The following is a 24,442-nucleotide window of genomic DNA, read 5'->3' on the forward strand; positions in this document are numbered from 1 at the left end:
GTCTCGGCGTTTTTTTGTGCCTTTTTTGCTCATTCTCAATCAATTTTAGCGATCGCAACACCTGTCTAGTTTCTCATGTTTCATATCTAGCAAGCTTTTTGCCGTTTTCTATCCGTCGAACTCACGTCTCGCAGGGTTGGTTGGCTTGTGACCATCAAAACTTTGGTGATTTTAAATTTTTTATTGGAGCAAAATAACTATGACTGCTGCTGTCTTTCTAGAAAACGTCTACAAGTTTTACAACAATGTACCTGTAGTCAATGACCTGTCATTCCAAATTGAAGCGGGGGAAATATTTGCTTTACTTGGCCCGAATGGTGCGGGTAAATCAACCACGATTCGGATGCTGACTACACTAACAAAACCCTCCCAAGGACGGATAGAAGTAGGTGGATATGATGTGATGAGCCAAGCAATGTTGGCAAAACAGAGTATTGGCGTAGTCTTGCAGCAAACCAGTGTGGATAACGATTTAAGCGTTTGGGAAAATATGGAACTGCATGGGAGGCTACATCACATTAGCAACCCACAACGACAAAAACTAATTAATCAATGGCTAGAGTATGTTGAGCTAGCAGAAAAACGTAATGATTTGGTAAAAACCCTGTCTGGGGGTATGAAACGACGATTGCAAATTGCGAGAGCTTTATTGCATCAACCGCAAATTCTGTTTTTGGATGAACCAACGGTAGGACTAGACCCCCAAACTAGGCGACGCCTCTGGGAAATTATTCGAGATTTGAATAAGCAGGGAATGACGATGTTACTGACAACCCATTATATGGATGAGGTCGAATTTTTGTGCGATGCTTTTGGTTCTACCAAGCCAGGACGCATCGGTATTATGGATAGCGGTAAGCTGATTTCTTTAGGAACTTTACAACAGCTGCGTTCTGCTCACGGTGAAGGTTTGGTGATGAAACAATTAGGTGTATCTGAAGTGGGAAGTGATAGCGCCCGTAGTTGGGAATATCTGTTTTTCCCATCCTTGGAAGCAGCAAATATTTACTTGAATGAACAGCCCGATAAAACCGGAATGATGGTGCGTCCCTCTAACCTAGAAGATATTTTTGTGGAATTAACGGGACGCCAGTTAGATTAACCTCATCCTCCTAACTGTCGCAGCATGGCTTCTACCCTGTTGACGCCATCTGAGTCATTGCGCCGCTTGTACAAGTCACGGGCTTTCTGAAGCAAGCTGTTGGCTTGTTTAGTTTGTCGTCGCTGTTTATACATCGAACCCATTAACTCATAAGTCTGGGCGTTGTTCTTATCCAAGTCGATTGCTTGTTGGTATGCCCAGCTAGCAGCAGTATAGTCTCCCATCCGAGATTGCGTCACAGCCAATCCTAAATAGGCATTAACGTTGTTACGGTTCAGCTGTATGGCCCGACGGTAGCCTTCTTTTGCCCCACGCGTGTCGCCCAAATTCGCTTTGATGTAACCCACCGCGTAATAAAAATCACTATTGTTAGGGTTGATAGCGATCGCACGACGATAAGCTGTTAATGCCGCCTGGTAATTTCCCTGTTGAGCGTATAAGTAGCCAATACCTGAATGAATTTTAGCATTTTTGGCATCTAGCCTAGCTGCTCGCTGATAAACTGCGATCGCACCACCATAATCGCCCGTATCCACTAACCTCCGTCCTTCTTCTAATAGTTGCTTTAACTCTGGGTTTTTGCCTTGCGCTACTAATACCTGAGCCTGAGCCACTGAAGGTATAGTCAAAGAAAAACATCCTAATAACACCACACTCAGCACAAATGATGTTGGCTTGTACACAGTAAATTTCCTGAAATTTTAGAGGACTTTTTTCTTGTACATTAAAACAAAAATATGGACTTTTGAAAACTGTATTTCTTCGTATTAATTAAGATGTTAATAATTCATTCACTCTTTCCTTTACAATCAGCAGTAGATTACAGAGTTTTTACTGAATGAGAAAGTGTAAGATATCAAGTTTAGATGAAGTTACTTACATATAAATCAGTAGGCTAGCAAAATAACACTTTTTTGTCAGTAGTTATACGTGTCACTCAGAATAACCCAACAGGCGTCTAGCTTAATTTTAGAGAGCGATACGCCAATTTCAGAGGATTTAAGATTCATTACTGTTTGTTATTTTATTTAATAATTTGCAGATGTATCCAATTATTCACACTTTTATACTACCCTTTAAGAAGGCGCCATCCAGGCGTTTATATCCTTTTTTGGACATTATACGGTAAGATAAATTTAACAAGCTAAATGTTTTTTAAAATGTTAGTTTTTAGCCAGCAATTAAGAGCGTAAATGCACTCGCAATCTAAAATTGTGTGAGAGGATGTTTATGAAGCTTGTATCAAGACAAAGTAGTTTTGTATGTGTATTTTAATAAAAAATATCAATTTGTATGCCATTTAGGAGGCTAATTTATGATTATAACTACCACTGATGTGATTCAAGGTGCCGTTATTGAGTCATACTTAGGCATTGTGACAGCAGAAGTAGTCTACGGCAGCAATTTCTTGCGGGATTTTTTGGCGGGTATTCGAGATATTATTGGTGGACGCACTGGTAGCTATGAGCGTCTATTTGAGCAGGGTCAACGCAAGGCATTAGAAGAATTAGAACAACGAGCACAACGTTTAGGAGCAAATGCTGTGATTGGGATTGAAATTGATACTGGCACAATCAATCTTGACCAGTCAGGAGTTCTTTTGCTGATTACTGCCACAGGCACTGCTGTGAGGATGCGTTAATTTTTGATTGATTATTCTTACTTTTGACAATCGTTACAAAGTTTTGTCTTGAGTCTAATTGCATACACAATTAAAGCTGTTTTTTCAGAAATTTTAATAATTAATTGTGTTTTAATTTCAAAATATTAATTAAATTTTATTTACTAAAAAATTATTCAGATATTTAATATTAAAATTTGTTAAAAAAATCTGCTTTTTCTCACTAAAGATATACCTATTAACTCTTTCTATTGATAGATATAAAAGTAGATGATTTAGCTATTTAATTTTAAGCATAAACATGAATATACCTAAGCAGCAACTTTGCTGAAACAGGACTGGAGAACATAAGCTATGTCATACGTAAATCGGACAGGTAATGAAGGTATTGCTACTGAGCCTGTGGTAGCAGGCCGAGTAGCTGAGTATCATGATCTTGTTCGCTGGGGGCCAATTATTTCTGGTTTATTGGTTGCTTTAGCCACTCAATTAATTTTGAGTGCTATGATTGGTGCGTTTGCGGCAGGCACAGTTGAAGGTTCAGGTGCACCGAGATCAATTGCCCCTAACGCCGCGGGTAATGCGGGGCTTTGGTCAACTATCGCTTTACTAATTTCCCTATTTACTGGTGGTTGGGTTACAGCCCGTGCTTGTGGCCCGATGAACCGCAATACAGCTCTTCTTAACGGCGCAATTCTTTGGGCAACGACTTTGGCTGTTAGCTCATGGCTGTTAGCAAATGGAGTATCTGGTGCTTTTGGTGTTGCTGCTTCTAACGCTGGGGAAGTCATAAACCAGGTACAACAGCAAGGTGGTGTTAATGTACCACAAGCAAACATAACTGCCCAACAAGCTCGTGATGCAGCAGCTAATTTACGTTCGGGATTGTGGTGGTTTGTGTTTGGTTCTTTGTTGGGTTTAATAGCCTCAATGATTGGAGCCGCAACTGGAGCTCGTAGTCCTCGGGCTAACAATTACAATGCTTAAATAATTGTTTGATAAACAAAATGTTGTTATCAACTTTAAAAGCACCTTTTTCAAGGTGCTTTTTGTTTATAGCGGTTCCACATAAGTAATATCAATTCTGTATCAAGATGCGCTAAACCTATTTAAGTACAAGAAAGAAGAACGAACCGCAAAGGACGCAAAGGACACAAAGAAAGAAAGAAAGGAAGAAAGAAAGTTAAAAGAGTTTGACGCAGCCTCACAAAGAAATGGTATAAGGTACAGAAAAAAATAATTAATCACAGATAAACATAGTTATTCTTAGGGACACGGCAATGCTATGTCCCTCATTTAAATGAGACTTTTTTAGAAACTGGATATTTTGTATCGCTATTTTTTAAAAGTCAATGAAATGAAAACTTTACCATTTCAGGTATGAACCTTCAATGCCTTGTTCACGTCGAATTTTGCCATCTTTTTCAAACCAGGCAATTACTTGCTGTGTTGTCAAATCTTCAATAGCAACACCGTACTCTTGGGCGATATGCTTCAAAAGCTTAAGTGATGAAATTGTCAATCTTGTTAAAAACTTTTCTGGGGAAGACAACAAAGCCGCGTCTACTTTTGCTGACTCTTCCAGGGTTAAAAATTGTGTTGATGGTTGCTGTGGTGGTACATCCATAAATGAAATGCTATCTCAAAGTTAGTTGGGTATAGGGCATTGGGTATTAGAAAATGACTAATGACTAATGACGAATTTGTACCAAATAGCCACAACGATGTTCGCCATCAATAATCCAGTGGGTGCGTTCTACGGTACAATCTGGTAAGACGGCTGCAAACATTTCTAATTCGTGACCACAAATGCTGGGGAAAGACTCGGCAACGTTGGAAATGGCGCAGTTATGCTCCATTAAGATAAAGCGATCGCTCTCAAAGCAGTCATTCACATCAACAGGGTGATACTCCGCCATGAAGCCTTCCGCTTTTCTCAACTCTACTAAGTTGGCTACACGTTCTCGCAGTGAACCGTTACCGACGCGATCGTGGTATTCTTTGGCTTTGCGCTGCCACTGTTTCTCTAAAATCGATTTAAATTGGTCGTGTCCTACCGTTTCGGCTAAGGTGTCTAGCAACGAAACCGCAAAATTTCCGTGGCCATCACCAAAGCGATCGCTCATTGTTCGATGCAAGCGATCGCGTCCTTGACGACTCAGCTGATAAAGATGCTGCGGACGCCCCATCCCCGCCGCCTGCACTGATGTCGAATACAAAACTAGCTCCTCCGTCTCCAAATCTTTGAGATGGCGACGAATCGCTTGGGGGGTAACGTCTAAAACTTCAGCTAGCTCCAAAGCCGTTGCTTTTTCGTGTTTGTGCAGATACTCTAGGATATCTTGCTTGGTTGAGGACTGGTGGGTAGTCGCCATCTTCTGGTGCGAAACGTTCAGCGAACGTCCCAAAAATTTATTTGAAAATTTGACTTTGACAACATTGTTGTTGTTAATTTAGCGTAAAATGAAGATAGATTAAACAACATAGCTGTTGTTTTACTCTCCACCACTATTCTAGCAGCCGTGTAACCATTCCGTAACGCGAGATGGGAATCGGCTAAAGAAACCCCGTCTCCCATCCTTATAGAGAGATTCAAGTTCCGAACACGAGAGATTATTACTGATGAGTGCCACTGTCAAAACCTTAGTCAACCAACCCTACAAGTACGGCTTTGTCACGGACATTGAGGCCGACACTATTCCGCGTGGACTAGACGAGGACGTTATCCGCTTGATCTCCTCTAAGAAGAACGAGCCGCAGTTCATGCTGGACTTTCGCCTCAGAGCTTATCGCCAGTGGCAAAAAATGACGGAACCAACTTGGCCGAATGTCAAGTATCCGCCAATTAATTATCAGGATATCATTTACTACTCAGCGCCAAAACGCAAGAAAGAAAAACTCAACAGTTTGGACGAAGTTGATCCAACCCTTTTAGAAACCTTCGAGAAGTTAGGCATTTCCCTATCTGAACAGAAGCGGCTGGCAAATGTCGCCGTTGATGCAATTTTCGATAGCGTTTCTGTCGCCACTACATTTAAAGAAAAGCTAGCGGAAGACGGCGTTATTTTCTGTTCGTTTTCGGAAGCGTTGCAAGAACACCCAGAACTGATCAAAAAATATTTGGGTAGCGTTGTTCCTATAGCTGACAATTATTTTGCCGCCTTGAACGCCGCCGTATTTAGCGATGGTTCCTTTGTCTACATTCCTAAAGGCGTGAAATGCCCAATGGAACTGTCTACCTACTTCCGCATCAACTCTGGTGACACGGGACAATTTGAGCGGACTTTGATTGTCGCCGAAGAAGGTAGTTATGTTTCTTACCTCGAAGGTTGCACCGCACCGATGTATGACAGCAACCAACTGCACGCCGCCGTTGTGGAACTTGTCGCCCTTGACAATGCCGAAATTAAATACTCCACCGTCCAAAACTGGTACGCTGGAGATGCCAATGGTAAAGGCGGTATTTACAACTTTGTCACCAAGCGCGGTTTGTGTCAGGGCGTAAATTCCAAGATTTCCTGGACTCAAGTAGAAACAGGTTCGGCAATTACTTGGAAATATCCTAGCTGTGTGTTGGTGGGTGATAACTCTGTGGGTGAATTCTACTCGGTGGCGCTGACAAATCATCAGCAGCAAGCCGATACTGGCAGCAAGATGATTCACGTAGGTAAGAATACCCGCAGTACAATTATTTCTAAAGGAATCTCCGCAGGTAATTCTAGTAATAGCTACCGGGGTTTGGTGAAAGTCAATCCAACAGCGAAAGGGGCGAGAAATTATTCTCAGTGTGACTCAATGCTGATTGGGGATAATGCCCATGCGAACACTTTCCCTTATATTCAGGTGCAAAATAACGGTGCGAAGGTGGAGCATGAAGCTTCTACTTCTAAGATTGGGGAAGATCAGTTATTTTACTTTGCTCAACGGGGTATTTCTTCAGAAGATGCTATTTCGATGATGATTAGCGGCTTCTGTAAGGATGTTTTCAATCAGCTACCGATGGAGTTTGCTGTGGAAGCTGATAAGTTGTTGAGTTTGAAGTTGGAAGGCAGTGTTGGATAAATGGAAGCAAGGATAAACACAGAGACATCGGCGTTCTGTGTTTATTTTTAGGAAGAGTAACGAACCGCAAAGGGCGCATAGACACGAAGTGGCTTCCCGAAGGGTAGGGCGCAAAGAAAGAGAAGAGAGAAGGGAGAGAAGATGATTATTGAAAATAGTGAAGTTGTGCTGTCAGTACGGAATTTGACGGCTAATGTTGATGGAACACCGATTCTTAAGGGTGTGAATCTGGATGTGCGATCGGGTGAAATTCATGCGATTATGGGGCCGAATGGTTCTGGTAAGAGTACCTTTTCTAAGGTGTTGGCTGGGCATCCGGCGTATGAGGTGACTGGCGGTGAGGTGATTTTTCAGGGGCAAAATCTGTTGGAATTGGAGCCGGAGGAACGCGCAAGAAGTGGTGTGTTTTTGGCGTTTCAGTATCCGTTAGAAATTCCGGGTGTGAGCAATTTGGATTTCTTGCGGGTGGCATACAATTCCCGTCGCAAGGCGCAAGGTTTAGAGGAAATAGACGCTTTTGATTTTGACGATTTGATTGAGGAAAAGCTGGATGTGGTGAAGATGAATCCCAGTTTTCTCAGTCGGAGTTTGAATGAAGGGTTTTCTGGTGGTGAGAAAAAGCGGAATGAAATTCTGCAAATGGCGCTACTGGAACCAAAGTTGGGAATTTTGGATGAAACAGATTCGGGTTTGGATATTGATGCGCTCCGAATTGTGGCGAATGGGGTAAATCAACTAGCAACTCCAGAAAATTCTACAATTTTGATTACTCACTACCAACGGTTACTCGATTATATTGTGCCTGATTTTGTGCATGTGATGGCACAGGGGCAGATTATTACGAGTGGTGGTAAGGAACTGGCGCTGGAATTAGAGTCTCGCGGTTATGACTGGGTGCTGGAAGAATTTGCAGCTGCTGAGGTGGGTGTGTAATGTTTCAATCCCTGATAGGGATTTTTAATTCCAGCACTACTTAACATTGTAAACCAGTTTACGAGTATCTAATGAGTATTCAAGTTTCTCCCAGTCCAATACCTAACTCGAATTTAGTCAGTTTGACATCGACTCTCTTAGATAGAGATGATTATCTGGTTGGGTTGTTAAATCAAGTAACGGCAAATAAAACAGAAGGTTGGTTGCAGGAATTACGCCAAAGTGCTGCTAATTGGGTACGTCACTCGATTATCCCGACTACCCGCGAGGAAGAATGGCGGTTTACTGATTTGTCGTCTCTACGAAAGGTGCAATTTAATGTAGAGACGGGAAATTTTGCGTCTTTGCAATTTGATATTTTGCCAGAGGCGGCTAATAGTCGTTTGGTATTTGTTAATGGCGTTTTTGCGCCAGAGTTATCCGCAGTTACAGATTTGCCAGATGGAATTGTGGTAAGTAATTTGGCTGGTTTGTCTGTGGTTGAGCAGGAAGGTGTACAGCAGTATTTAGCTCAAGCTGAGGGAGCGCAGGAAGTTTTTACTGCTCTCAATACGGCTGGGATAACTGATGCAGCTGTGGTGTGGGTGAAGAAGAATGTGGTAGTCGAAACGCCAATTCATTTGGTGTTTATTTCGGTTGCGGGGGAGACTGCGACGATTTCGCAGCCGCGTTGTTTGGTGGTGGCGGAAGGTGGTTCGCAGGTGAGGTTGGTTGAGGAGTATACGAACCGCAGAGGCGCAGAGAGCGCAGAGGAAGGAGTTTACTTAACTAACGCGGTTACGGAAGTTTGGGTGGGTGACAATGCTGAAGTGAGTCACACTAGGGTTGAGCAGGAAGGTGCAGAGGCTTTTCATATTGGGAAGACTGCTGTAACCCAAGCTCGTGATAGTCGATATACAAGTCATGCCATAACTTTAGGTGCGAAGTTGTCACGGCATAATTTGGAGATTTTGCAAACTGGTGAGCAGACACAAACTACTCTCAATGGGTTGACGATAATTTCTGGTAAGCAGTTGTCTGATACTCACAGTGCGATCGCACTCAATTATCCTCACGGTACAAGTAACCAATTGCATAAATGTATTGTAGGCGATCGCGCTCATGCGGTGTTCAATGGTAAAGTTTTTGTACCCAAACCAGCGCAGTTGACAAATGCTGCCCAGTTGAATCGCAATTTACTGCTATCATCTAAAGCCAGAGTTGATACCAAACCCCAATTGGAAATTACTGCGGATAATGTCAAATGCGCCCACGGTGCTACCGTTAGCCAATTGGAAGATGATGAAATATTTTATCTGCAAAGTCGGGGAATTGATGAAAACGATGCTCGGAAGTTGTTAATTAACGCCTTCGCTGCTGAAGTTATCAACCAAATACCGATTCCCTCTCTGCGAGAAATTCTTTTAAACACAGTGAATAATCTCAAGTCCCTGACTAATGAGTAATAACTAATCTACCAATGACTTTCACTCCTACCAAAACCCTTGCTGATAAAGTTCGCGCTGACTTCCCGATATTGCATCAGGAAGTCAACGGAAAACCTCTGGTTTATCTCGATAATGCTGCGACATCGCAAAAGCCTTTGTTCGTATTAAATACCCTGCGGGATTATTACGAGCAATATAATGCTAACGTGCATCGCGGTGCCCATACGCTGAGTGCTAAAGCTACTGATGCTTATGAAGGTGCTAGAGATAAAGTTGCCAAATTTATCAATGCAGCATCGCGTCAGGAAATCGTCTACACGCGCAATGCAAGTGAGGCGATTAACCTAGTAGCTTATAGCTGGGGAATGAATAATTTGCAGCCGGGAGATGAAATTATTCTCTCGGTGATGGAACACCACAGTAATATTGTGCCTTGGCAATTGGTGGCACAAAAAACGGGTGCAGTATTGAAATTTGTGGAATTAACACCAGAAGAAACTTTTGATTTGTCACAGTTTAAAAAGCTGATTTCCGACAAAACAAAGTTGGTGTCGGTGGTGCATATTTCTAATGCTTTGGGTTGCATTAATCCAGTGGAAGAAATTGGTGCGATCGCTCACAGCTACGGTGCTAAATTCTTAGTTGATGCTTGCCAAAGTGTTCCCCACTTCCCTGTCGATGTGCAGAAAATAGATTGTGACTGGTTGGTAGCTTCTGGTCATAAAATGTGTGCGCCAACTGGGATAGGATTTCTGTATGGCAAGTTAGAATTGCTAGAATCAATGCCACCATTTTTTGGTGGTGGCGAGATGATTGCAGAGGTGTATTTAGACCATTCCACCTATGCAGAATTACCGCATAAATTTGAAGCTGGTACGCCTGCAATTGGAGAAGCGATCGCACTTGGTGCTGCGATAGATTATCTTAGCAGTATCGGCATGGATAAAATCCACGCCTACGAAGCAGAATTAACGGCTTATTTGTTCCAACAATTAGAGCAAATTCCCCAAATTAGAATTTACGGCCCCAAACCAAATGCTAACGGTGAGGGTAGAGCCGCTCTTGCGTCATTCACCACTGGGGAAGTCCACGCCAACGACTTATCTACATTATTAGATCAAGAAGGCGTTGCTATCCGTTCTGGACACCACTGTACTCAACCATTACACCGTTACTTAGGTCTTCCTGCAACCGCACGAGCAAGTCTATCTTTCTACAACACCCGCGAGGAAATTGATATTTTCATCAAAGCACTGAAAGAAACTCTCGACTTTTTTGCAGGTTTCGTTGGTTAAAGTTACAAAATATTCAGATAGTGATTGTGCCAAATATCAGCAACATATCTTGCTAATATTTGGCACAATTAGTATCTGGAGGTTAATCAAAGTGAAGGCAATAACATTCAGAAAATTTATGGTATTGTCATCACTAGAAATAACTGGAAGTTTCTCAAGCTCATTGGGCAAGTGCTTGAAATTGATTTGGGCGAGTATTATATTAATGATATATGTAAAATCATCGGGATTTTATCTAATATCCTGATGGAAAAAGGATTGTAATATGCTTGTTAAGTTAACCCTTGCAGAACAAAGAACAGTCTTAGACAACGTTAGCTGGGAAACTTTTGAAGCCTTACTGAGAGATACAGGTGAGGATAGAGGCTCTAGGTTTGCTTACGACTGCGGTGTTTTAGAAATCATGACTCCACTTTTTGAACACGAAAATCCTAAAATTCAGTTTGACCGATTTATATTCGGTTTAGCAGTGGAATTAAAAACTAAAATTAGAAGTGCTGGTTCTACAACATTAAAACGTAAACCAATAGCAAAGGGAATAGAACCCGATAGTTGCTATTATATTCAAAATGAGCCACTAATTAGAGGTAAACAAAAATTAGATTTAACAACAGACCCAGCACCAGATTTAGCAGTAGAAATTGATATTACTAGCAGTTCTGTCAATAAATTTAATATTTATGCGGCTTTAGGTGTCGGAGAATTATGGAGATATAATGGTGAAATTTTAAAATTTTATCAATTAGTAGAAAGCCAGTATATTGAGATTAAATTTAGTATAGCTTTTCCTTTAATTTGTGTTAGTGATATGAATAGATTTATCCAGCAAAGTAAAACTATGGATGAAATTGACTTGGTGCAATCCTTCAACACTTGGGTGCGTGGAAAGATAGGTTAAAGCGTAACTCACTGAGAAATATAATTACTGGCTTATTTTTTTAACTAGTTCCGTGGGTTTAAGTCCCCCGGTTCAATAAAAATTTTGTTTTGTGTTGGCGTTAAATCCCCATTACAAAACAAAATTTACGAATTACGAATTACGAATTACGAATTATTTAATCTATGCTTGTCAAGTCAACGGTTGGTGAACAAAGAACAGTGCTACATAACATTAGCTGGGAAACCTTTGAAGCCTTGTTGAGAGATACAGGTGAGGATAGAGGTTCTCGGTTTGCTTATGACTGCGGTGTTTTAGAAATGATGACTCCACTTTTTGAACACGAAAACCCCAAAATTCAATTTGATCGTTTTATTCTAGTCTTAGCTGAAGAATTACAAATTGAAGTGAGAAGTGCTGGTTCAACAACATTGAAGCGGAAAATATCAAAGCGGGGAATAGAACCAGATACTTGCTATTATATCCAGAATGAACTAGCTATTAGGGGTAAGCAAACTTTAGATTTAGAAAATGATCCGCCGCCTGACTTAGCAATTGAGATTGACATTACCAGTAGTTCAGTTAACAAATTGGGGATTTATTCAGCGTTGGGTGTAACTGAACTTTGGAGATATGATGGGCAAAATTTAAAATTTTATCAGTTGATAGAGGGGCAATATGTCGAGTGTAAGTTTGGTATTGCCTTTCCTATAGTATCAGTGAGTGAGATAAGCAGATTTATTGAGCAAAGTAAAAGTATGGGAGAAATTGCTTTACTCAAATCCTTTCGGGCTTGGGTGCGGGAGAAGTTAGGATAGTTAATCAAGTAATTTGTACTGTAGATAATTGTCCGCCTTGCGAACTAAAATAGGCGTGTAAATTACTACAAATTATGATATATTAATAGCTTTTAAACAGTGGCATCATCGACAGCATTCTTACCACACCTGATGAAATTCCTCTCAACGATGAGCAAAAACAAGAATTAGATAGACGCTTGGAGATGCATGGCCAAAACCCAAACCAAGATTCAACCTGGCAATCCGTGAAGCAAAGACTAGGTTTATCTAAATGAACTGTCAGTTAATAAAGCGATCGCACCCCACAAAATCAACTCAAAGAATCTGGATCTATCCCCAACCTTCGCAATTCTTCTGCTAGCCTTTGAGTGCGTTGTTCAGCAGTGGTAGCGCGTTGTTCAGCAGCGATCGCTCGTTCTTCTGGTGTTAAATATCTGACTCCTTGTTTGTCATACCAATACAACCAATCCCGCGTAATTCCCTGATAGGTTCCCCGTTCATAACCAATTGCTAAACCTATCTCTGATAACCAAACTAGATTTCCTGGCTGCAATACATATTCACCATTTACAAAGCGATAAACTTCTAAAGGTGGTTTTCTTCGGCGTTGGGGATTGTAGACAACATAATACAAAATCTCCATATCCGCATAAAGTTTCTTTTTGCTGGTGTATTCCCCACGCCGTCTGTGAGAAACAACTTCTAATGCCATAATCGGCATCACCTTTTCTTCCCACAACACATAACTTAAACGCAAGTTCTCATCAAAAACTCGCTCGACTCCTAAACTTAAAAACCCATCAGGCACAATCGGCGGTAATTCGGGATCGTAATATATCCCCATATCAACGCCAAAAAACCAATCCATCCGGCTTGTCCACAGCCAAGCTAAGATGGCTTCTAGCAAGCCAGGAATCAAATGTTGTAGTTGATTATCCACAGGTTCATCGTCAGAATCTGGCAGATCCTCGGCGGAGGGTAAGCAGTGCAATGGGTTGTAATTTAACATGGTGGGTGCGATTGCAAACTTATAATATTGATGATATCTATCCACCTCTGACTTTTTCTTGCGATAATTCCCAAGGGGGACGCGCTCTCCACTGGTTAGTAAAAGAGGGATAGATGACACTCAAGCGATTAGTTTTAATTTTTGTACTGACGCCGATAGCAGTTCTGTTGGCAGTTTCGGCTTTATTTAGTAGTTGGCAAGAACCTCAGTTCCAAAGTCGCCTAGAACTATACCAAACCAATATTGCTCTCCAAGCCCAAGCTTGGCAATCAGAAGATAGCAGCGATGACAATCTCAAAGCGATTCAGGAAGCAATACTAGGTGAGCAACCCCTGGAGGGCGCCACAAAGCAGTATCAAGAGGCGCGTCAATCAGTTGAAGCTAATTTAGACAAAGTTAACAATAAACTTGCACAATTACGCTCTCAACCTGAAATAACTCCCATACCTCCGAAACCTCTACCGGATGTTCCTCCCACTACTAAAACTTCTAAACAGGGACAGCAACAGTTACAGCAGTCCCTCAAGCAATTACAAAAATTACTGGCTGAATTAGACTTGCGCCTGGGAATTTTACAAGCACAACAAGGACAGACGGATACAGCCCTCAAAACCTGGAGCGAATTACAACAACGCTCAGATATCAATCCAGAATTTGGAGAAACCGCAGCTGTATTAAGTGGACTGTGGAGCAATCCTCCCCGTCTGCTCCAAAATTCTCAAGAACAGATTCAAAAGAATTTAGAAGGTTGGTTTCGCTCTACTGCTTTGGTTCAGCTATACCAACTCCAGCAACGACAAGACGCGTTATCAGCAGTTAAAGCTGCACAACAAGAATCTGCTGCTCAAGCGGTGATCAAATTAGCAGTTATTGGCACTATCCCCACTTTGGCAGCTTTAACTGGTCTAATACTGCTGATTTTCTTATTTGCTCAACGCTTGTTGAAAGGAAAAGCCTCGTTACTAGCTCAAAATGCTGATGTCCTTTGGTCAACACCTTGGGATGGTGAAACGATTTTGCAGGTTTTTATCGTCGGCTTTTTCTTCATGGGGCAAATTTTTGTCCCTTTATTACTATCGCTACTCCCCATCCCTCGTCCTGTAGGTGATGTACGACTTCAGGCTTTTTATGTTTTAGTTAGTTACTTACTGGTAGCATCGGGTGCGCTGTTAGTGCTGTATTTTTCTCTCAAGCGCTTTTTTCCATTACCAGAATTTTGGTTTCGCTTCCGTTTTCAAGATAACTGGTTTTTGTGGGGACTGGGAGGCTATTGCGCGGCTTTACCTATAGTTGTGGTGGTATCTTTGATTAATCAACAGCTATGGCAAGGACAGGGTGGTAGTAACCCCCTGTTACAATTAGCGCTGGAAAGCCAAGATGCTGTAGCACTTGGCATATTTTTCTCCACAGCAGCGATCGCAGCTCCATTTTTTGAAGAAATTCTGTTTCGCGGCTTTTTACTACCCTCTCTAACTCGCTACTTACCCGTGTGGGGAGCAATTCTTATAAGTAGTTTTTTGTTTGCGATCGCTCATCTCAGCTTGTCGGAAATTCTTCCCCTCACTGCATTGGGGATTGTCTTAGGGGTCGTTTACACGCGATCGCGCAACCTCCTTGCTCCTATGCTCCTCCACAGCCTCTGGAATAGTGGTACATTATTAAGCCTATTTGTTTTAGGTGGTAATTAGCACAAAATTAATACTGTTGCTAAAAACGCAAATATCTGATTTTATCTGCATAGATAAGAACAATTTACTAGTTATATCTCGTCATTGGTGCGATCGCGTTTCACGCCCGATGGAAGCGATGTCTACGCCTACGCAAAAAAATCCGGAAATAATACTGATGGACTTGTAAAAAGTGGTGTAGCAGTTTTCGCTGATTATTGAGGTTCATTCTTTTCAAGATAAAGCAAAATTGCCGCACCAGGGTTTGCGATCGTCAAATCTCCCAAAAGTTATTAAGGATCGCCAGATTTTCTGGCTATGCCAGAAGACATTTTAGCGTCCTCTCTGGAATAGAAGTACGCTGATTTTAGTTATTTGTCTTGGGGCTTACTTGTACTAAAAAAATTAAAAATATATGTATTAAGCACGTAAATGTATTTGCTTTGATTACAAGAAAGACTTTATTTTTATACCTCACTTATCAAGGAGCAGCACTATGTCAAATCTCAACCCCAGTCACCCTACCAAACAACTTCTAGCTGGTTACTGTGGCATTATCCTTGGAGGATTTGGGGTTCATAAGTTTATTTTAGGATACGCTCCAGAAGGCTTTATCATGTTGGTGATTTCTGTAGTCGGGGGTTCTTTCACCTACGGTGTTGCCTTGTTAATTATGCAACTTGTAGGTTTAATTGAAGGCATGATCTACTTGAATAAATCCCCTGAAGAATTTGTAAATACCTACTTTGTGAATAAACAGGGCTGGTTTTAGTGCAAAAAGGCAGTTCATGCTAGAGGCAGATTATATTTCTTTGTATTGATAAAGAGTTTTTGGTACATACCTCACCCCTTCTGGGCGAAAAAAACTAATGATATCGGACTAATTCAAACCACGCCCACCCAACGGCTTGCTCAGGGTATCGCAAGGGACGTGGTTTCTCTTGGATTAATGACTAATAACTAATGACTAACGACTTTGCGAAGCGGTTTGATATGCTCATTCTCAAACCTAAACAGCTTAACTGGGCAATATTCTTCTTGTTGGGCATAGGGTCTTTCAGCGTTATGTCTCATTTGGAAATAAACTATTTCTTAAAAAGCCTGATTGTCCTCATGCCAATGCAGGTTGGAGCTATTATTTATGTAACTTACCTACGCTGGAGCCGTCATTGACCCTCAGCAAGATACGATAAATTAAGAAATTTAATAGGGTTGACATACAGTCGTAGTTCCATATTTCGCCTACGCTCAAATTAGAGACGCTTTTACTCAGGCGTTGAATTTCTGTAGCGAATCTAAACACTTGCCATGCAACTTGTCCCAAAAACTAAGCTAGCCCCAGAATTTGACCCAATCCTAGAGAAAATTATTCTCGATGTTGGGGGTATGAAGTGTGCGGGGTGTGTGAATGCAGTAGAGCGACAGCTAACCCAACATCCAGGAGTCAAGAGTGCCTGTGTGAACCTGGCCACAGAAGTAGCAGTTGTAGAGTCAGAAACTGGTGTGGTAGATGCAGATGCACTAGCACAGAGATTAACAGCCGTTGGATTCCCGACTCAACCCCGAAAACCTAATGGCACAGTCGCAGGCGAGATATCTACCTTACCAGACCCAGCAGAACGACAACGCCGAGAAATGCGCTCTTCTGTTAGGCAGTTAGCGATCGCTGCAATCTTACTATTATTGTCGGGAAGTGGACATTTTGGTAATCTTGGTAGCTCAGTGCTACCAGTGCTAAATAACATCTGGTTTCACTGTGGACTGGCGACAGTAGCCCTATTAATTCCCGGTCGCCCGATTTTAGTAGATGGCTGGCTGGGCTGGCGGCGAAATGCGCCTAACATGAACACCCTGGTGGGATTAGGAACGCTGACAGCCTACATTGCTAGTTTAGTGGCGCTGCTCTTTCCCAAAATGGGTTGGGAGTGCTTCTTTGACGAACCAGTAATGATGCTAGGCTTTATTCTCTTAGGAAGGACATTAGAGCAACAAGCTAGAGGTCGCGCTGCTGCCGCATTTAGAAAATTGTTAGCACTCCAGCCACAGGTAGCGCGATTGATTGCCAACCCAGAGAAAGGAGGAATGGGATCTTCTAGCGTAGAGATTCCTGCTGAACAGGTGCGTGTTGGTGAATGGGTACAAGTGCTGCCAGGTGATAAAATCCCTGTCGATGGTGAAGTGGTGGTTGGTAAAACAACGGTGGATGAATCCATGTTGACTGGGGAAGCCGTGCCAGTGATTAAGCAACCAGGCGACCCGGTAACAGGAGGGACGCTAAACCAGTCAGGAGCGATCGCTATTCAGACAACCCGTACTGGAAGTGATACAACTTTAGCTCGAATTGTCGCCCTAGTAGAAGCCGCCCAAACTCGGAAAGCCCCAGTACAGAAATTAGCAGATACAGTAGCTGGTTACTTTACCTACGGGGTGCTGACAGCATCTGTATTAACATTTGTCTTTTGGTACTTTTTCGGTACTCACATCTGGACTGATATCACCATGTCTGGTGACATGGAAATGATCAGCCACGCTCACCACTCCGTACAGACGCGATTAATCGCGTCTGTACTGGGTAGAGACGCGATTAATCGCGTCTCTACCCACTCCCCTTTATTAATTAGTTTAAAACTAGCGATCGCAGTTATGGTAGTCGCCTGTCCCTGTGCTTTGGGACTTGCCACACCAACAGCCATTCTTGTCGGGACTGCTATGGGCGCGGAACGGGGTCTGTTAATCAAAGGCGGCGACGTTTTGGAAAAAGTACATCAGTTAAACACCGTCGTCTTTGATAAAACCGGCACTCTGACCACGGGTAATCCCATCGTTACAGATTGTCTGTTAATTGGAGGAGATGAGGGAGTAGGGGGAGATGAGGGAGTAGGGGGAGATGAGGGAGTAGAGGGAGATAGGGAAGTAAATTCTTCCTTGTCCTCCTCATCCCCCTCATCCCCCTCATCCCCCTCATCCCCCTCATCCCTAATACAACTAGCAGCAGCCGTAGAAAGCGGTACTCACCACCCCCTAGCAAAAGCGATTCAGCAAGAAGCACAGCAGCAACAGTTATCTATTCCAGAGGCTGTGGAGTTTCACACGGAACCAGGACTAGGAGTATCTGCTGTGGTAGAGGGCAAAGTTGTACTGTTGGGTAACTGGGACTGGTTGAGTTGGCACGGCATTGCCATTAACGAAACTGCACAACAGGTAGCACAGAATTTGGCAACAGATGGTAAAACAGTCGTTTGCGTAGCTGTAGGGGGAATTTTAGCCGGGTTAATTGCTGTTTCTGATACCCTCAGACCAGATGCCCAATCCACCGTAGACAAGTTACATCAGATGGGCTTACGGGTAATGTTGCTCAGTGGCGATCGCCCAGAAGCAGCTAGCGCCATAGCCAAACAACTAGGATTAGATAGTGCTGATGTAATAGCAGGTGTTCCCCCAGCGAAAAAAGCGGCTGCAATACAGTCTCTCCAGTTAGAAGGGACAAAGGGACAAGGGGACAAGAGGAAAAAGAAAACTCCTAACTCCTCACTCCTAACTCCCCACTCCCCACTCCCTACTCCCCACTCAGTAGTCGCAATGGTAGGAGATGGAATCAACGATGCTCCAGCTTTATCCCAAGCAGATGTAGGAATTGCTTTACACTCTGGGACAGATGTGGCAATGGAAACTGCTGAAATTGTCCTAATGCGCGATCGCTTAAACGATGTCGTCGAATCTATTCAACTTAGTCGCGCCACTTTCAATAAAATCCGCCAAAATTTATTCTGGGCTTTTGCATATAATACAGTTGGCATTCCTTTAGCAGCAGGCGTTTTGTTCCCTAGTCTGGGTTTTGTCCTTAACCCCTCTGGTGCTGCTGCATTAATGGCTTTTAGCTCTGTTAGCGTTGTCACAAACTCAATATTATTACGGCGATTAGCTCATCACCCGTAGAATTTCCATCTCAACCATCTCAAGTTAAACTGAGTCGCCCCGTCAGCTTTTACGCAGCGCATAAAGCCTCTTGGGACACTTACCAAAGCTATCATAGCTAGTGGAGTAGAACGAATATGTTCTACTCTTTCAAGGTATTATGCAACTTTAAAGCTTATTTAGATCAGCACCACAGACTTATGGTGCGCGAAAATGGCAAGATACAATACTAAACCAATATTGAGCAATCACAGTTCCACCAATTTGTCAATGGCAGCAGAAACCAATGAAAACCATCTACTGATTATTGAAGACGATCAAGGTCGCAAAGAATTTTCTCTGGAGCACCCCGTCTACTCTATCGGTAGAGATCGTGAGTGTAATATCCGTTTGATGTCGCAGTTTGTCTCCCGCCGCCATGCCACATTAGTGAGATTGCCACGAGATCATAATAGTCATAGCTACTATTACCGGATTGTAGATGGCGATGCCAAAGGCAAGCCTAGTTCCAACGGTTTGATGATTAATGGACGTAAAATACCAGCTCACGATCTTAGAAATGAAGACGAGATCGTTTTTGGCCCTCAAGTACGTGCCATTTATTACCTTTTAAGAAATACTCAGCGTTTGGGACAAACGGATTCGAGTGAGTACGATATTACACTAATAAACCCCGGTATGGCCGAGGATTTAGAGGATGTGGAAGAGTAAATTATAACTATCAATAAGAGCTTGATAATCCCACGACTTGAAAGCGTGGGAGTGTCAATTCAATCACCAAAACTAACCTGCAAGACTTTCAATCAAATGCCAATGGCGGCTACTTTCAATAGCCTGCTTGATGACTTCAAACATTTGTCGGCAGTAATTATCTAGTTGGAGTGGTAGTTCTTCATTTTTAATCACAATGCTCATCCGGGTTTCTGCTTCAGTAGATTTTGATTTATCAATCAATACTTCTGCTGTGATCAATTTAGGAAAAGGAACATGGCCCGGAACCTCACGAGCGATAATATAATCGCCAGTGTAGTATTGAATATCCAACTGACAGTCCTGTAGAAGTTCTACAAGTAACGGCAACAGATGGTCACTAGGAACAGAAACTGTAAATGAACAGGTATAGCGAGCCATAATAGCCCCACGCCTTGCAACACTCTGTCCATCCTATAATACCGAAGTATCTAAACGAAAAGTGATTCAAAAAGCAAAGTTTTTGAGATCAGGCATTACCAGATACACAGTCACATCTGTTCTATCCACAACGAAAGTGCCGTAAGCTGAAAGTTTGATCAAAAACTTTACAATAAAGGTTTGGCGAGGTAGAACATGAAAGTCGCAATTACTGGAGCAACAGGATTTGTTGGTAGTCGTTTGGTACAACAACTCCATGCAAAAGGTCATCAAATAGTAGTATTAACTCGGAACACCACCTTTGCTCAAAAGGTTTTTCCATCTGAGGCTTTTCCAAATGTAGAAATTGTTGCCTATACACCAAATGCATCTGGTTCTTGGCAAAGTGTCATCGCTAGTTGTAATGGCGTAGTTAATTTGGCAGGAGAACCTATTGGTGAAGGACGCTGGACACCAGAACGCAAACAAGAAATCCTCAATAGCCGGAAGCTAGGTACACAAAAAATAGTTGAAGCAATAGCCAACGCTAACCCCAAAACGGCAGTCGCTACAACGGGGGGAACCCCCGCAACGCGCTGCCTCCCAACTGTGTTAATTAACGCTTCGGCTATTGGCTACTACGGCACCAGTGAAACGGCAACCTTTGATGAAACAAGTACATCTGGTAACGATTTTCTCGCCCAAGTCTGCCAAGCCTGGGAAGCAGAAGCGAGAAAGGTACAAGATGCTGGTGTGCGGTTGGTAATTCTGCGTTTTGGGATTGTTCTGGGTAATGGTGGTGCTTTAGGTAAAATGATTCCGCCTTTCAAACTTTTCGCTGGTGGCCCCATTGGCAGTGGTCGGCAGTGGTTCTCATGGATTCATGTAGACGATTTAGTTAGCCTGATTCTGCAAGCTTTAACTAAACCGGAAATAAAAGGTGTATATAATGGCACTGCCCCTAACCCAGTCAGAATGGCAGATTTAAGCCAAACCTTGGGACAAGTGATGAATCGCCCTTCTTGGTTGCCTGTTCCTGGTTTTGCGATCGAAGCTCTTTTAGGAGACGGGGCTATAGTAGTTTTAGAAGGTCAGCAAGTCTTTCCCAAGCGCACCGTGGAAACAGGTTTTGAGTACAAATATCCTAATTTGCAATCAGCATTAAGACAAATTCTTACATAGGTTGAAAGGGAGTGGGGAGTGGGGAGTGGGGAGTGGGCAAGATGAGGGAGCAGGGGAAGATGCGGTTAAATCAGTGCCCAATGCCCCATGCCCAATGCCCCATGCCCAATCCCCAATGCTCAATCCCTTAACTATTGACTAGATAGAAATTTTTTGGAAACCCAACTGATAATACCACTGAGAATAGCACCGCCCATAAGGATGCCGATCGCTGGGTTAAACACGGGTTGCCACAGCTTATGCCACAAATCCAAACCCAAGTTTACTCCTACAGAATCACCGATCGCTGCGATCGCTAACCAGACAAAGCCAAACAAAACCAAAAAAACATCTGCGACTAAAATCGTGTTTAGCCAATTTAACAATTTATCTTTCATCTATCGTTTGGTCTAAATTGCCCAAAATTTTAGGACTGTAGGACTGTTAATTAAGTAAGTTAGAAGTGAGGATTCCCTACTGGAATTTAACTCCTAACTCCTAACTCCTCACTCCTAACTCCTCACTCTTCCAATAGCCAATTTTTTACTTTTGTCAAACTCTGCCAATTTGGTTTTCTACTTAAACCGTCTTCAATACTGGTTTTTATTTCATCGCGCCATTCTTCGTTGACAAAAATTAGCTGTTGTGCTATATCGATATGTTCTCGTAAACCTTTTTGACCTGTGTCCAGCATTGCTAAGGCGAGATTGACTCTAGCCTGTGGGTCTTGTGGATTTAACTTGACTGCTTTCTGTGCAGCTTTGTAAGCCAAATTGGGTTTGTTATCGAGTAAATATAACCACGCCAAACAAATCCAAGCAGCACTAGTTTTGGGAGCGCGATCGCACACTTCTTTAAACACAGGGATTAAAGAATCTACCGCTTCTCCTGCCTTATAGCGTTCTAAACCTGTATCAAACAGGGATTCAACTGTATTAGTCATTGGTCATTAGTCATTAGTCATTGGTGAGCCAGTGCGGTCTTGGGGGTTTCCCCCATGAGCAACTGGTGAACCCGAAGGGTCATTAGTCATTTGTCTTTCGTCCAATGACAAGGGACAAATGACAAATGACAATATTACACCCCAAATGACTTGCCGCAACCACAAGTTTGGTTAGCATTGGGGTTAGTGAATTGAAAGCCACCGCCAATCATGGCATCGCTGTAATCGAGCATTAAACCGTAGAGATATAATAGACTCTTGCGATCGCTGACAATTTTGAAGCCATCATAGTCAAAAACTTCATCATGAGGGGTGATCTTGCTAGTGTCTTCAAAGTCCATCATGTAAGACATCCCTGAACAGCCACCCTGGCGGACTCCTACCCGTAAGCAGAAGTCTGTGCCTTGCTTGTCCCGGAGGGATTTTACCTGGTGCAATGCGGCTTCGCTCAACAGAATTCCGCGTTGTTGAGACTGAATTGCTTGTGTCATCTGCTTTTTTAACTCCTTAATTAGTCTAAGCTTTACCCGATATCGGCTTGTTAATGCCTCTGGGTTGCCGTTGGTGTTTTTGTATTCATTCTAGCGGCTTAGATGTCGCTAGATACCAAATTGTAAACACTCCGTTAAAAGCAGCCAAACATTTTTATTCTAGAATTGAGAGACTCTGTGTGTTTAGAGATTCGGTATTTTTGGAATTCAAGCCTGGCGGCAGTCACCAGAAGCAACTATCTTTCAGGTGCAGCCATAAAAACCTAATCCGAGGCTAGCTATCCCCCAAAGTCTACTTCCAAATTGCTTCTTTTGATTAACTTATTCTATGACAAGTTTTAATCGCTCTACCAGTCGTCGGTTGAAGAAATTAACTCAAATTCCTTCTGTATGGGAGGGCGATCGCCGTCCGTTGTCATCACCAAACCAGTACTCAGACTCAGAGGAAAAGGGAGAATGTATCCTTTGGGTAGATTACTCCCAAGGTGTGGTTCGAGGAATGGACGTGGTAGCTTCAGATATCGGCCCAGAAGCAATAGTTCGGACTTTAATGCAAGCAATGGAGCATCCTCACAGTCCGGCAAGACCTGCCAGACCCCAAAGAATTGTAGTCAAAGACCGCGAGATCCAATTTTACCTGCGGGGGGTGCTGCAAGATTTAGATATTGCCATTGACTATGCACCAGAACTGCCTTTAATTGACGAACTGTTTCGCGGGTTCGCCGACATCCTCGATAGTCAAACCCCCGACTTACCCCCACAGTATGCACAAATCTTGCGAGAAAAAGCATTTGCAATTTGGCAAGCAGCACCTTGGGAATTTTTGGAAGAACAGCAAATTTTGTCAATCGAGATTAATAAGTGGGATGTTGGCACACTCTACGCCTCAGTCATGGGAATGCTGGGAATGGAGTATGGGATTTTGTTTTATCGCTCAGAAGAGTCTTTAAAACAGTTTCGCGCCGCCGTTTTAACGGATGAGGAATCAACGGAGCATCTAGAAGAAGCGTTCCTCAAGCAAGATTGCCTATTTCTCACCTTTGAGAGTACTGACGAAACCGATGAAGATGAGGATGAAGAAAATGATTTGGCGGATCTGCCATTATCAGAAATTGACCCCACTTTCGGTAATATCCACCCCTTAGAAGGGCTACGTTCTGTTTTGTATGAGGAAGAAGCACTTGTAATCTTCGTTGCGATCGAAAGTCTAAGCCGCTTTATTCGCGATCACCGTCGCCACCTTCATGAGGACATCTTCCCTACCCTCAGCCGTCGCTATCGCATTTCTCTGCCGCAGTCAGAAGAATCAACTAAATCAGTGCCTGTTACAGTCTCTACCATGCCGCAATTAGCAGCAGAATTAGAGGAAATGGCAGGCTTTGATGTCGATGATGAGGAAAGCGAAAACCTTGACTCCCCAAATTTCCAATCATTGCAAGATGACTTGATACCAGAAGATTCCTTCCTCAGCTTAGGTGTCGTGTCCTGGGAAATGTTGGAGTACCTGCGTAAAGGGGTCAGCTACCATCCGGCTGGTGAAATCAAACAAGTGGGTGACGGTTTGCCGGTGATTTTAATTCAAACTTCCCGGCCCAAGGCTAAAACTGTAATTGAAAGAATTGAAGCAATAGGGGGACTGAGAGCAATTTGCTTTAATCCAGGTGCTGACCCCTTCGATGGCGATCGCTACGACCTGGGTTTATTGCAAACTCAAAATGGCGAATTGTTCCTATTCGGGGAATTTTTAGATGAAGATCCTATTCATGTAGAAGCCCGGAAAAAATGGAATCAGCGATGTAAAAATACTAAGGGCTACTGTGGCTTAATCATTGCTAAAGGGCTAACCGGAGCTTCCCGTGGCAATCCTCAGTTACGAGATATGATGGCTTTGTTTGAAGCGCGATCGCTTTCACCTAAAGATTTAGGTATTGGCACTCTTCAACTAATGCCCCAACTTAAATTTGAATAGTTGCACGAATTCCCCCAATCCTCAATCTCAAATTGTGGTTATGATAAATTACAACAGTTT

General features: G+C 42.8%; 26 protein-coding genes. 18 read left to right on the forward strand and 8 right to left on the reverse strand.

What is annotated here, in order from left to right:
- Both LC586_RS09540 and LC586_RS09545 read left to right on the forward strand, forming a co-directional pair.
- Positions 1 to 197: hypothetical protein (locus LC586_RS09540; RefSeq protein ID WP_229484325.1), on the forward strand; the 197-nt coding region annotated here is incomplete at its 5' end.
- A 2-nt stretch (positions 198 to 199) separates the two neighbouring features.
- Positions 200 to 1,102: an ABC transporter ATP-binding protein gene (locus LC586_RS09545; protein ID WP_229484326.1), complete on the forward strand. Its 903-nt coding sequence runs from the start codon at positions 200 to 202 to the stop codon at positions 1,100 to 1,102.
- Between the two features lie 2 nt (positions 1,103 to 1,104).
- Here LC586_RS09545 and LC586_RS09550 read toward each other — a convergent pair whose 3' ends face one another.
- Positions 1,105 to 1,785, reverse strand: a complete 681-nt coding sequence (locus LC586_RS09550) for a tetratricopeptide repeat protein (protein ID WP_229484327.1) — start codon at positions 1,783 to 1,785, stop codon at positions 1,105 to 1,107.
- Positions 1,786 to 2,417: 632 nt separating this feature from the next.
- On the opposite strand from LC586_RS09550, the gene LC586_RS09555 reads away from it, so the two are divergent.
- Both LC586_RS09555 and LC586_RS09560 read left to right on the forward strand, forming a co-directional pair.
- Positions 2,418 to 2,744 carry a YbjQ family protein gene (locus tag LC586_RS09555; protein WP_100900674.1) on the forward strand — a complete coding sequence of 109 codons (327 nt, stop codon included), beginning with the start codon at positions 2,418 to 2,420 and terminating at the stop codon, positions 2,742 to 2,744.
- 333 nt (positions 2,745 to 3,077) lie between these two features.
- The gene (locus tag LC586_RS09560; protein ID WP_229484328.1) at positions 3,078 to 3,710 is read left to right on the forward strand and encodes a hypothetical protein; all 633 of its coding nucleotides are present in this window, start codon (positions 3,078 to 3,080) and stop codon (positions 3,708 to 3,710) included.
- 379 nt (positions 3,711 to 4,089) lie between these two features.
- Here LC586_RS09560 and LC586_RS09565 read toward each other — a convergent pair whose 3' ends face one another.
- On the reverse strand, positions 4,090 to 4,350 hold the full coding sequence (locus LC586_RS09565) for an NDH complex assembly factor CRR9 (RefSeq protein ID WP_229484329.1): 261 nt from the start codon (positions 4,348 to 4,350) through the stop codon (positions 4,090 to 4,092).
- A 64-nt stretch (positions 4,351 to 4,414) separates the two neighbouring features.
- Positions 4,415 to 5,098, reverse strand: a complete 684-nt coding sequence (gene sufR / locus LC586_RS09570) for an iron-sulfur cluster biosynthesis transcriptional regulator SufR (RefSeq protein ID WP_229484330.1) — start codon at positions 5,096 to 5,098, stop codon at positions 4,415 to 4,417.
- A gap of 247 nt (positions 5,099 to 5,345) precedes the next feature.
- Between sufR and sufB the strand changes: the two genes are divergently transcribed.
- The 7 genes from sufB to LC586_RS09605 all read left to right on the forward strand — a co-directional run bounded on the left by sufB (position 5,346) and on the right by LC586_RS09605 (position 12,392).
- Positions 5,346 to 6,785 carry a Fe-S cluster assembly protein SufB gene (gene sufB / locus LC586_RS09575; RefSeq protein ID WP_109009508.1) on the forward strand — a complete coding sequence of 480 codons (1,440 nt, stop codon included), beginning with the start codon at positions 5,346 to 5,348 and terminating at the stop codon, positions 6,783 to 6,785.
- Between the two features lie 141 nt (positions 6,786 to 6,926).
- On the forward strand, positions 6,927 to 7,718 hold the full coding sequence (gene sufC, locus LC586_RS09580) for a Fe-S cluster assembly ATPase SufC (RefSeq protein ID WP_229484331.1): 792 nt from the start codon (positions 6,927 to 6,929) through the stop codon (positions 7,716 to 7,718).
- 71 nt (positions 7,719 to 7,789) lie between these two features.
- Positions 7,790 to 9,163 (forward strand): Fe-S cluster assembly protein SufD, encoded by a 1,374-nt coding sequence (gene sufD, locus LC586_RS09585; protein ID WP_229484332.1) that lies wholly within the window; start codon positions 7,790 to 7,792, stop codon positions 9,161 to 9,163.
- A gap of 14 nt (positions 9,164 to 9,177) precedes the next feature.
- Positions 9,178 to 10,440 carry a cysteine desulfurase gene (locus LC586_RS09590; protein WP_229484333.1) on the forward strand — a complete coding sequence of 421 codons (1,263 nt, stop codon included), beginning with the start codon at positions 9,178 to 9,180 and terminating at the stop codon, positions 10,438 to 10,440.
- A gap of 265 nt (positions 10,441 to 10,705) precedes the next feature.
- On the forward strand, positions 10,706 to 11,338 hold the full coding sequence (locus LC586_RS09595; RefSeq protein WP_229484334.1) for a Uma2 family endonuclease: 633 nt from the start codon (positions 10,706 to 10,708) through the stop codon (positions 11,336 to 11,338).
- 164 nt (positions 11,339 to 11,502) lie between these two features.
- Positions 11,503 to 12,135 carry a Uma2 family endonuclease gene (locus LC586_RS09600; RefSeq protein WP_229484335.1) on the forward strand — a complete coding sequence of 211 codons (633 nt, stop codon included), beginning with the start codon at positions 11,503 to 11,505 and terminating at the stop codon, positions 12,133 to 12,135.
- Between the two features lie 116 nt (positions 12,136 to 12,251).
- Positions 12,252 to 12,392 carry a hypothetical protein gene (locus LC586_RS09605; protein ID WP_309143369.1) on the forward strand — a complete coding sequence of 47 codons (141 nt, stop codon included), beginning with the start codon at positions 12,252 to 12,254 and terminating at the stop codon, positions 12,390 to 12,392.
- Between the two features lie 35 nt (positions 12,393 to 12,427).
- On the opposite strand, the gene LC586_RS09610 is transcribed toward LC586_RS09605, so the two are convergent.
- On the reverse strand, positions 12,428 to 13,126 hold the full coding sequence (locus LC586_RS09610; protein ID WP_229484443.1) for a Uma2 family endonuclease: 699 nt from the start codon (positions 13,124 to 13,126) through the stop codon (positions 12,428 to 12,430).
- A gap of 113 nt (positions 13,127 to 13,239) precedes the next feature.
- On the opposite strand from LC586_RS09610, the gene LC586_RS09615 reads away from it, so the two are divergent.
- From LC586_RS09615 to LC586_RS09635, 5 genes are all read left to right on the forward strand, one after another.
- Positions 13,240 to 14,814, forward strand: coding sequence for a CPBP family intramembrane glutamic endopeptidase (locus tag LC586_RS09615; RefSeq protein ID WP_229484336.1), 1,575 nt, complete (start codon positions 13,240 to 13,242; stop codon positions 14,812 to 14,814).
- Positions 14,815 to 15,289: 475 nt separating this feature from the next.
- Positions 15,290 to 15,565, forward strand: a complete 276-nt coding sequence (locus LC586_RS09620) for a TM2 domain-containing protein (RefSeq protein WP_229484337.1) — start codon at positions 15,290 to 15,292, stop codon at positions 15,563 to 15,565.
- Positions 15,566 to 15,756: 191 nt separating this feature from the next.
- Positions 15,757 to 15,966 carry a hypothetical protein gene (locus LC586_RS09625; RefSeq protein ID WP_229484338.1) on the forward strand — a complete coding sequence of 70 codons (210 nt, stop codon included), beginning with the start codon at positions 15,757 to 15,759 and terminating at the stop codon, positions 15,964 to 15,966.
- Between the two features lie 135 nt (positions 15,967 to 16,101).
- Entirely contained in the window at positions 16,102 to 18,729 is a 2,628-nt protein-coding gene (locus LC586_RS09630) for a heavy metal translocating P-type ATPase (protein WP_229484339.1), read from the forward strand.
- Between the two features lie 249 nt (positions 18,730 to 18,978).
- Entirely contained in the window at positions 18,979 to 19,419 is a 441-nt protein-coding gene (locus LC586_RS09635) for an FHA domain-containing protein (RefSeq protein ID WP_438822884.1), read from the forward strand.
- A gap of 72 nt (positions 19,420 to 19,491) precedes the next feature.
- Here LC586_RS09635 and LC586_RS09640 read toward each other — a convergent pair whose 3' ends face one another.
- Complete coding sequence (locus LC586_RS09640) at positions 19,492 to 19,839, reverse strand: hypothetical protein (RefSeq protein ID WP_229484341.1); 348 nt, start codon at positions 19,837 to 19,839, stop codon at positions 19,492 to 19,494.
- A gap of 195 nt (positions 19,840 to 20,034) precedes the next feature.
- On the opposite strand from LC586_RS09640, the gene thyD reads away from it, so the two are divergent.
- Positions 20,035 to 21,000 (forward strand): thylakoid membrane protein ThyD, encoded by a 966-nt coding sequence (gene thyD, locus LC586_RS09645; protein ID WP_229484342.1) that lies wholly within the window; start codon positions 20,035 to 20,037, stop codon positions 20,998 to 21,000.
- A 131-nt stretch (positions 21,001 to 21,131) separates the two neighbouring features.
- Here thyD and LC586_RS09650 read toward each other — a convergent pair whose 3' ends face one another.
- The 3 genes from LC586_RS09650 to LC586_RS09660 form a co-directional block, all read right to left on the reverse strand.
- Positions 21,132 to 21,377 carry a DUF8620 family protein gene (locus LC586_RS09650; RefSeq protein ID WP_100900656.1) on the reverse strand — a complete coding sequence of 82 codons (246 nt, stop codon included), beginning with the start codon at positions 21,375 to 21,377 and terminating at the stop codon, positions 21,132 to 21,134.
- A gap of 122 nt (positions 21,378 to 21,499) precedes the next feature.
- Positions 21,500 to 21,922: a tetratricopeptide repeat protein gene (locus tag LC586_RS09655; RefSeq protein WP_229484343.1), complete on the reverse strand. Its 423-nt coding sequence runs from the start codon at positions 21,920 to 21,922 to the stop codon at positions 21,500 to 21,502.
- Between the two features lie 134 nt (positions 21,923 to 22,056).
- Positions 22,057 to 22,413 carry an iron-sulfur cluster assembly accessory protein gene (locus tag LC586_RS09660; RefSeq protein ID WP_229484344.1) on the reverse strand — a complete coding sequence of 119 codons (357 nt, stop codon included), beginning with the start codon at positions 22,411 to 22,413 and terminating at the stop codon, positions 22,057 to 22,059.
- A gap of 328 nt (positions 22,414 to 22,741) precedes the next feature.
- On the opposite strand from LC586_RS09660, the gene LC586_RS09665 reads away from it, so the two are divergent.
- Entirely contained in the window at positions 22,742 to 24,382 is a 1,641-nt protein-coding gene (locus LC586_RS09665; protein WP_229484345.1) for a DUF6930 domain-containing protein, read from the forward strand.
- Positions 24,383 to 24,442 lie beyond the last annotated feature (60 nt).

It is taken from the genome of Nostoc favosum CHAB5714 (genome assembly GCF_020829495.1).
Lineage (GTDB): Bacteria > Cyanobacteriota > Cyanobacteriia > Cyanobacteriales > Nostocaceae > Nostoc > Nostoc favosum.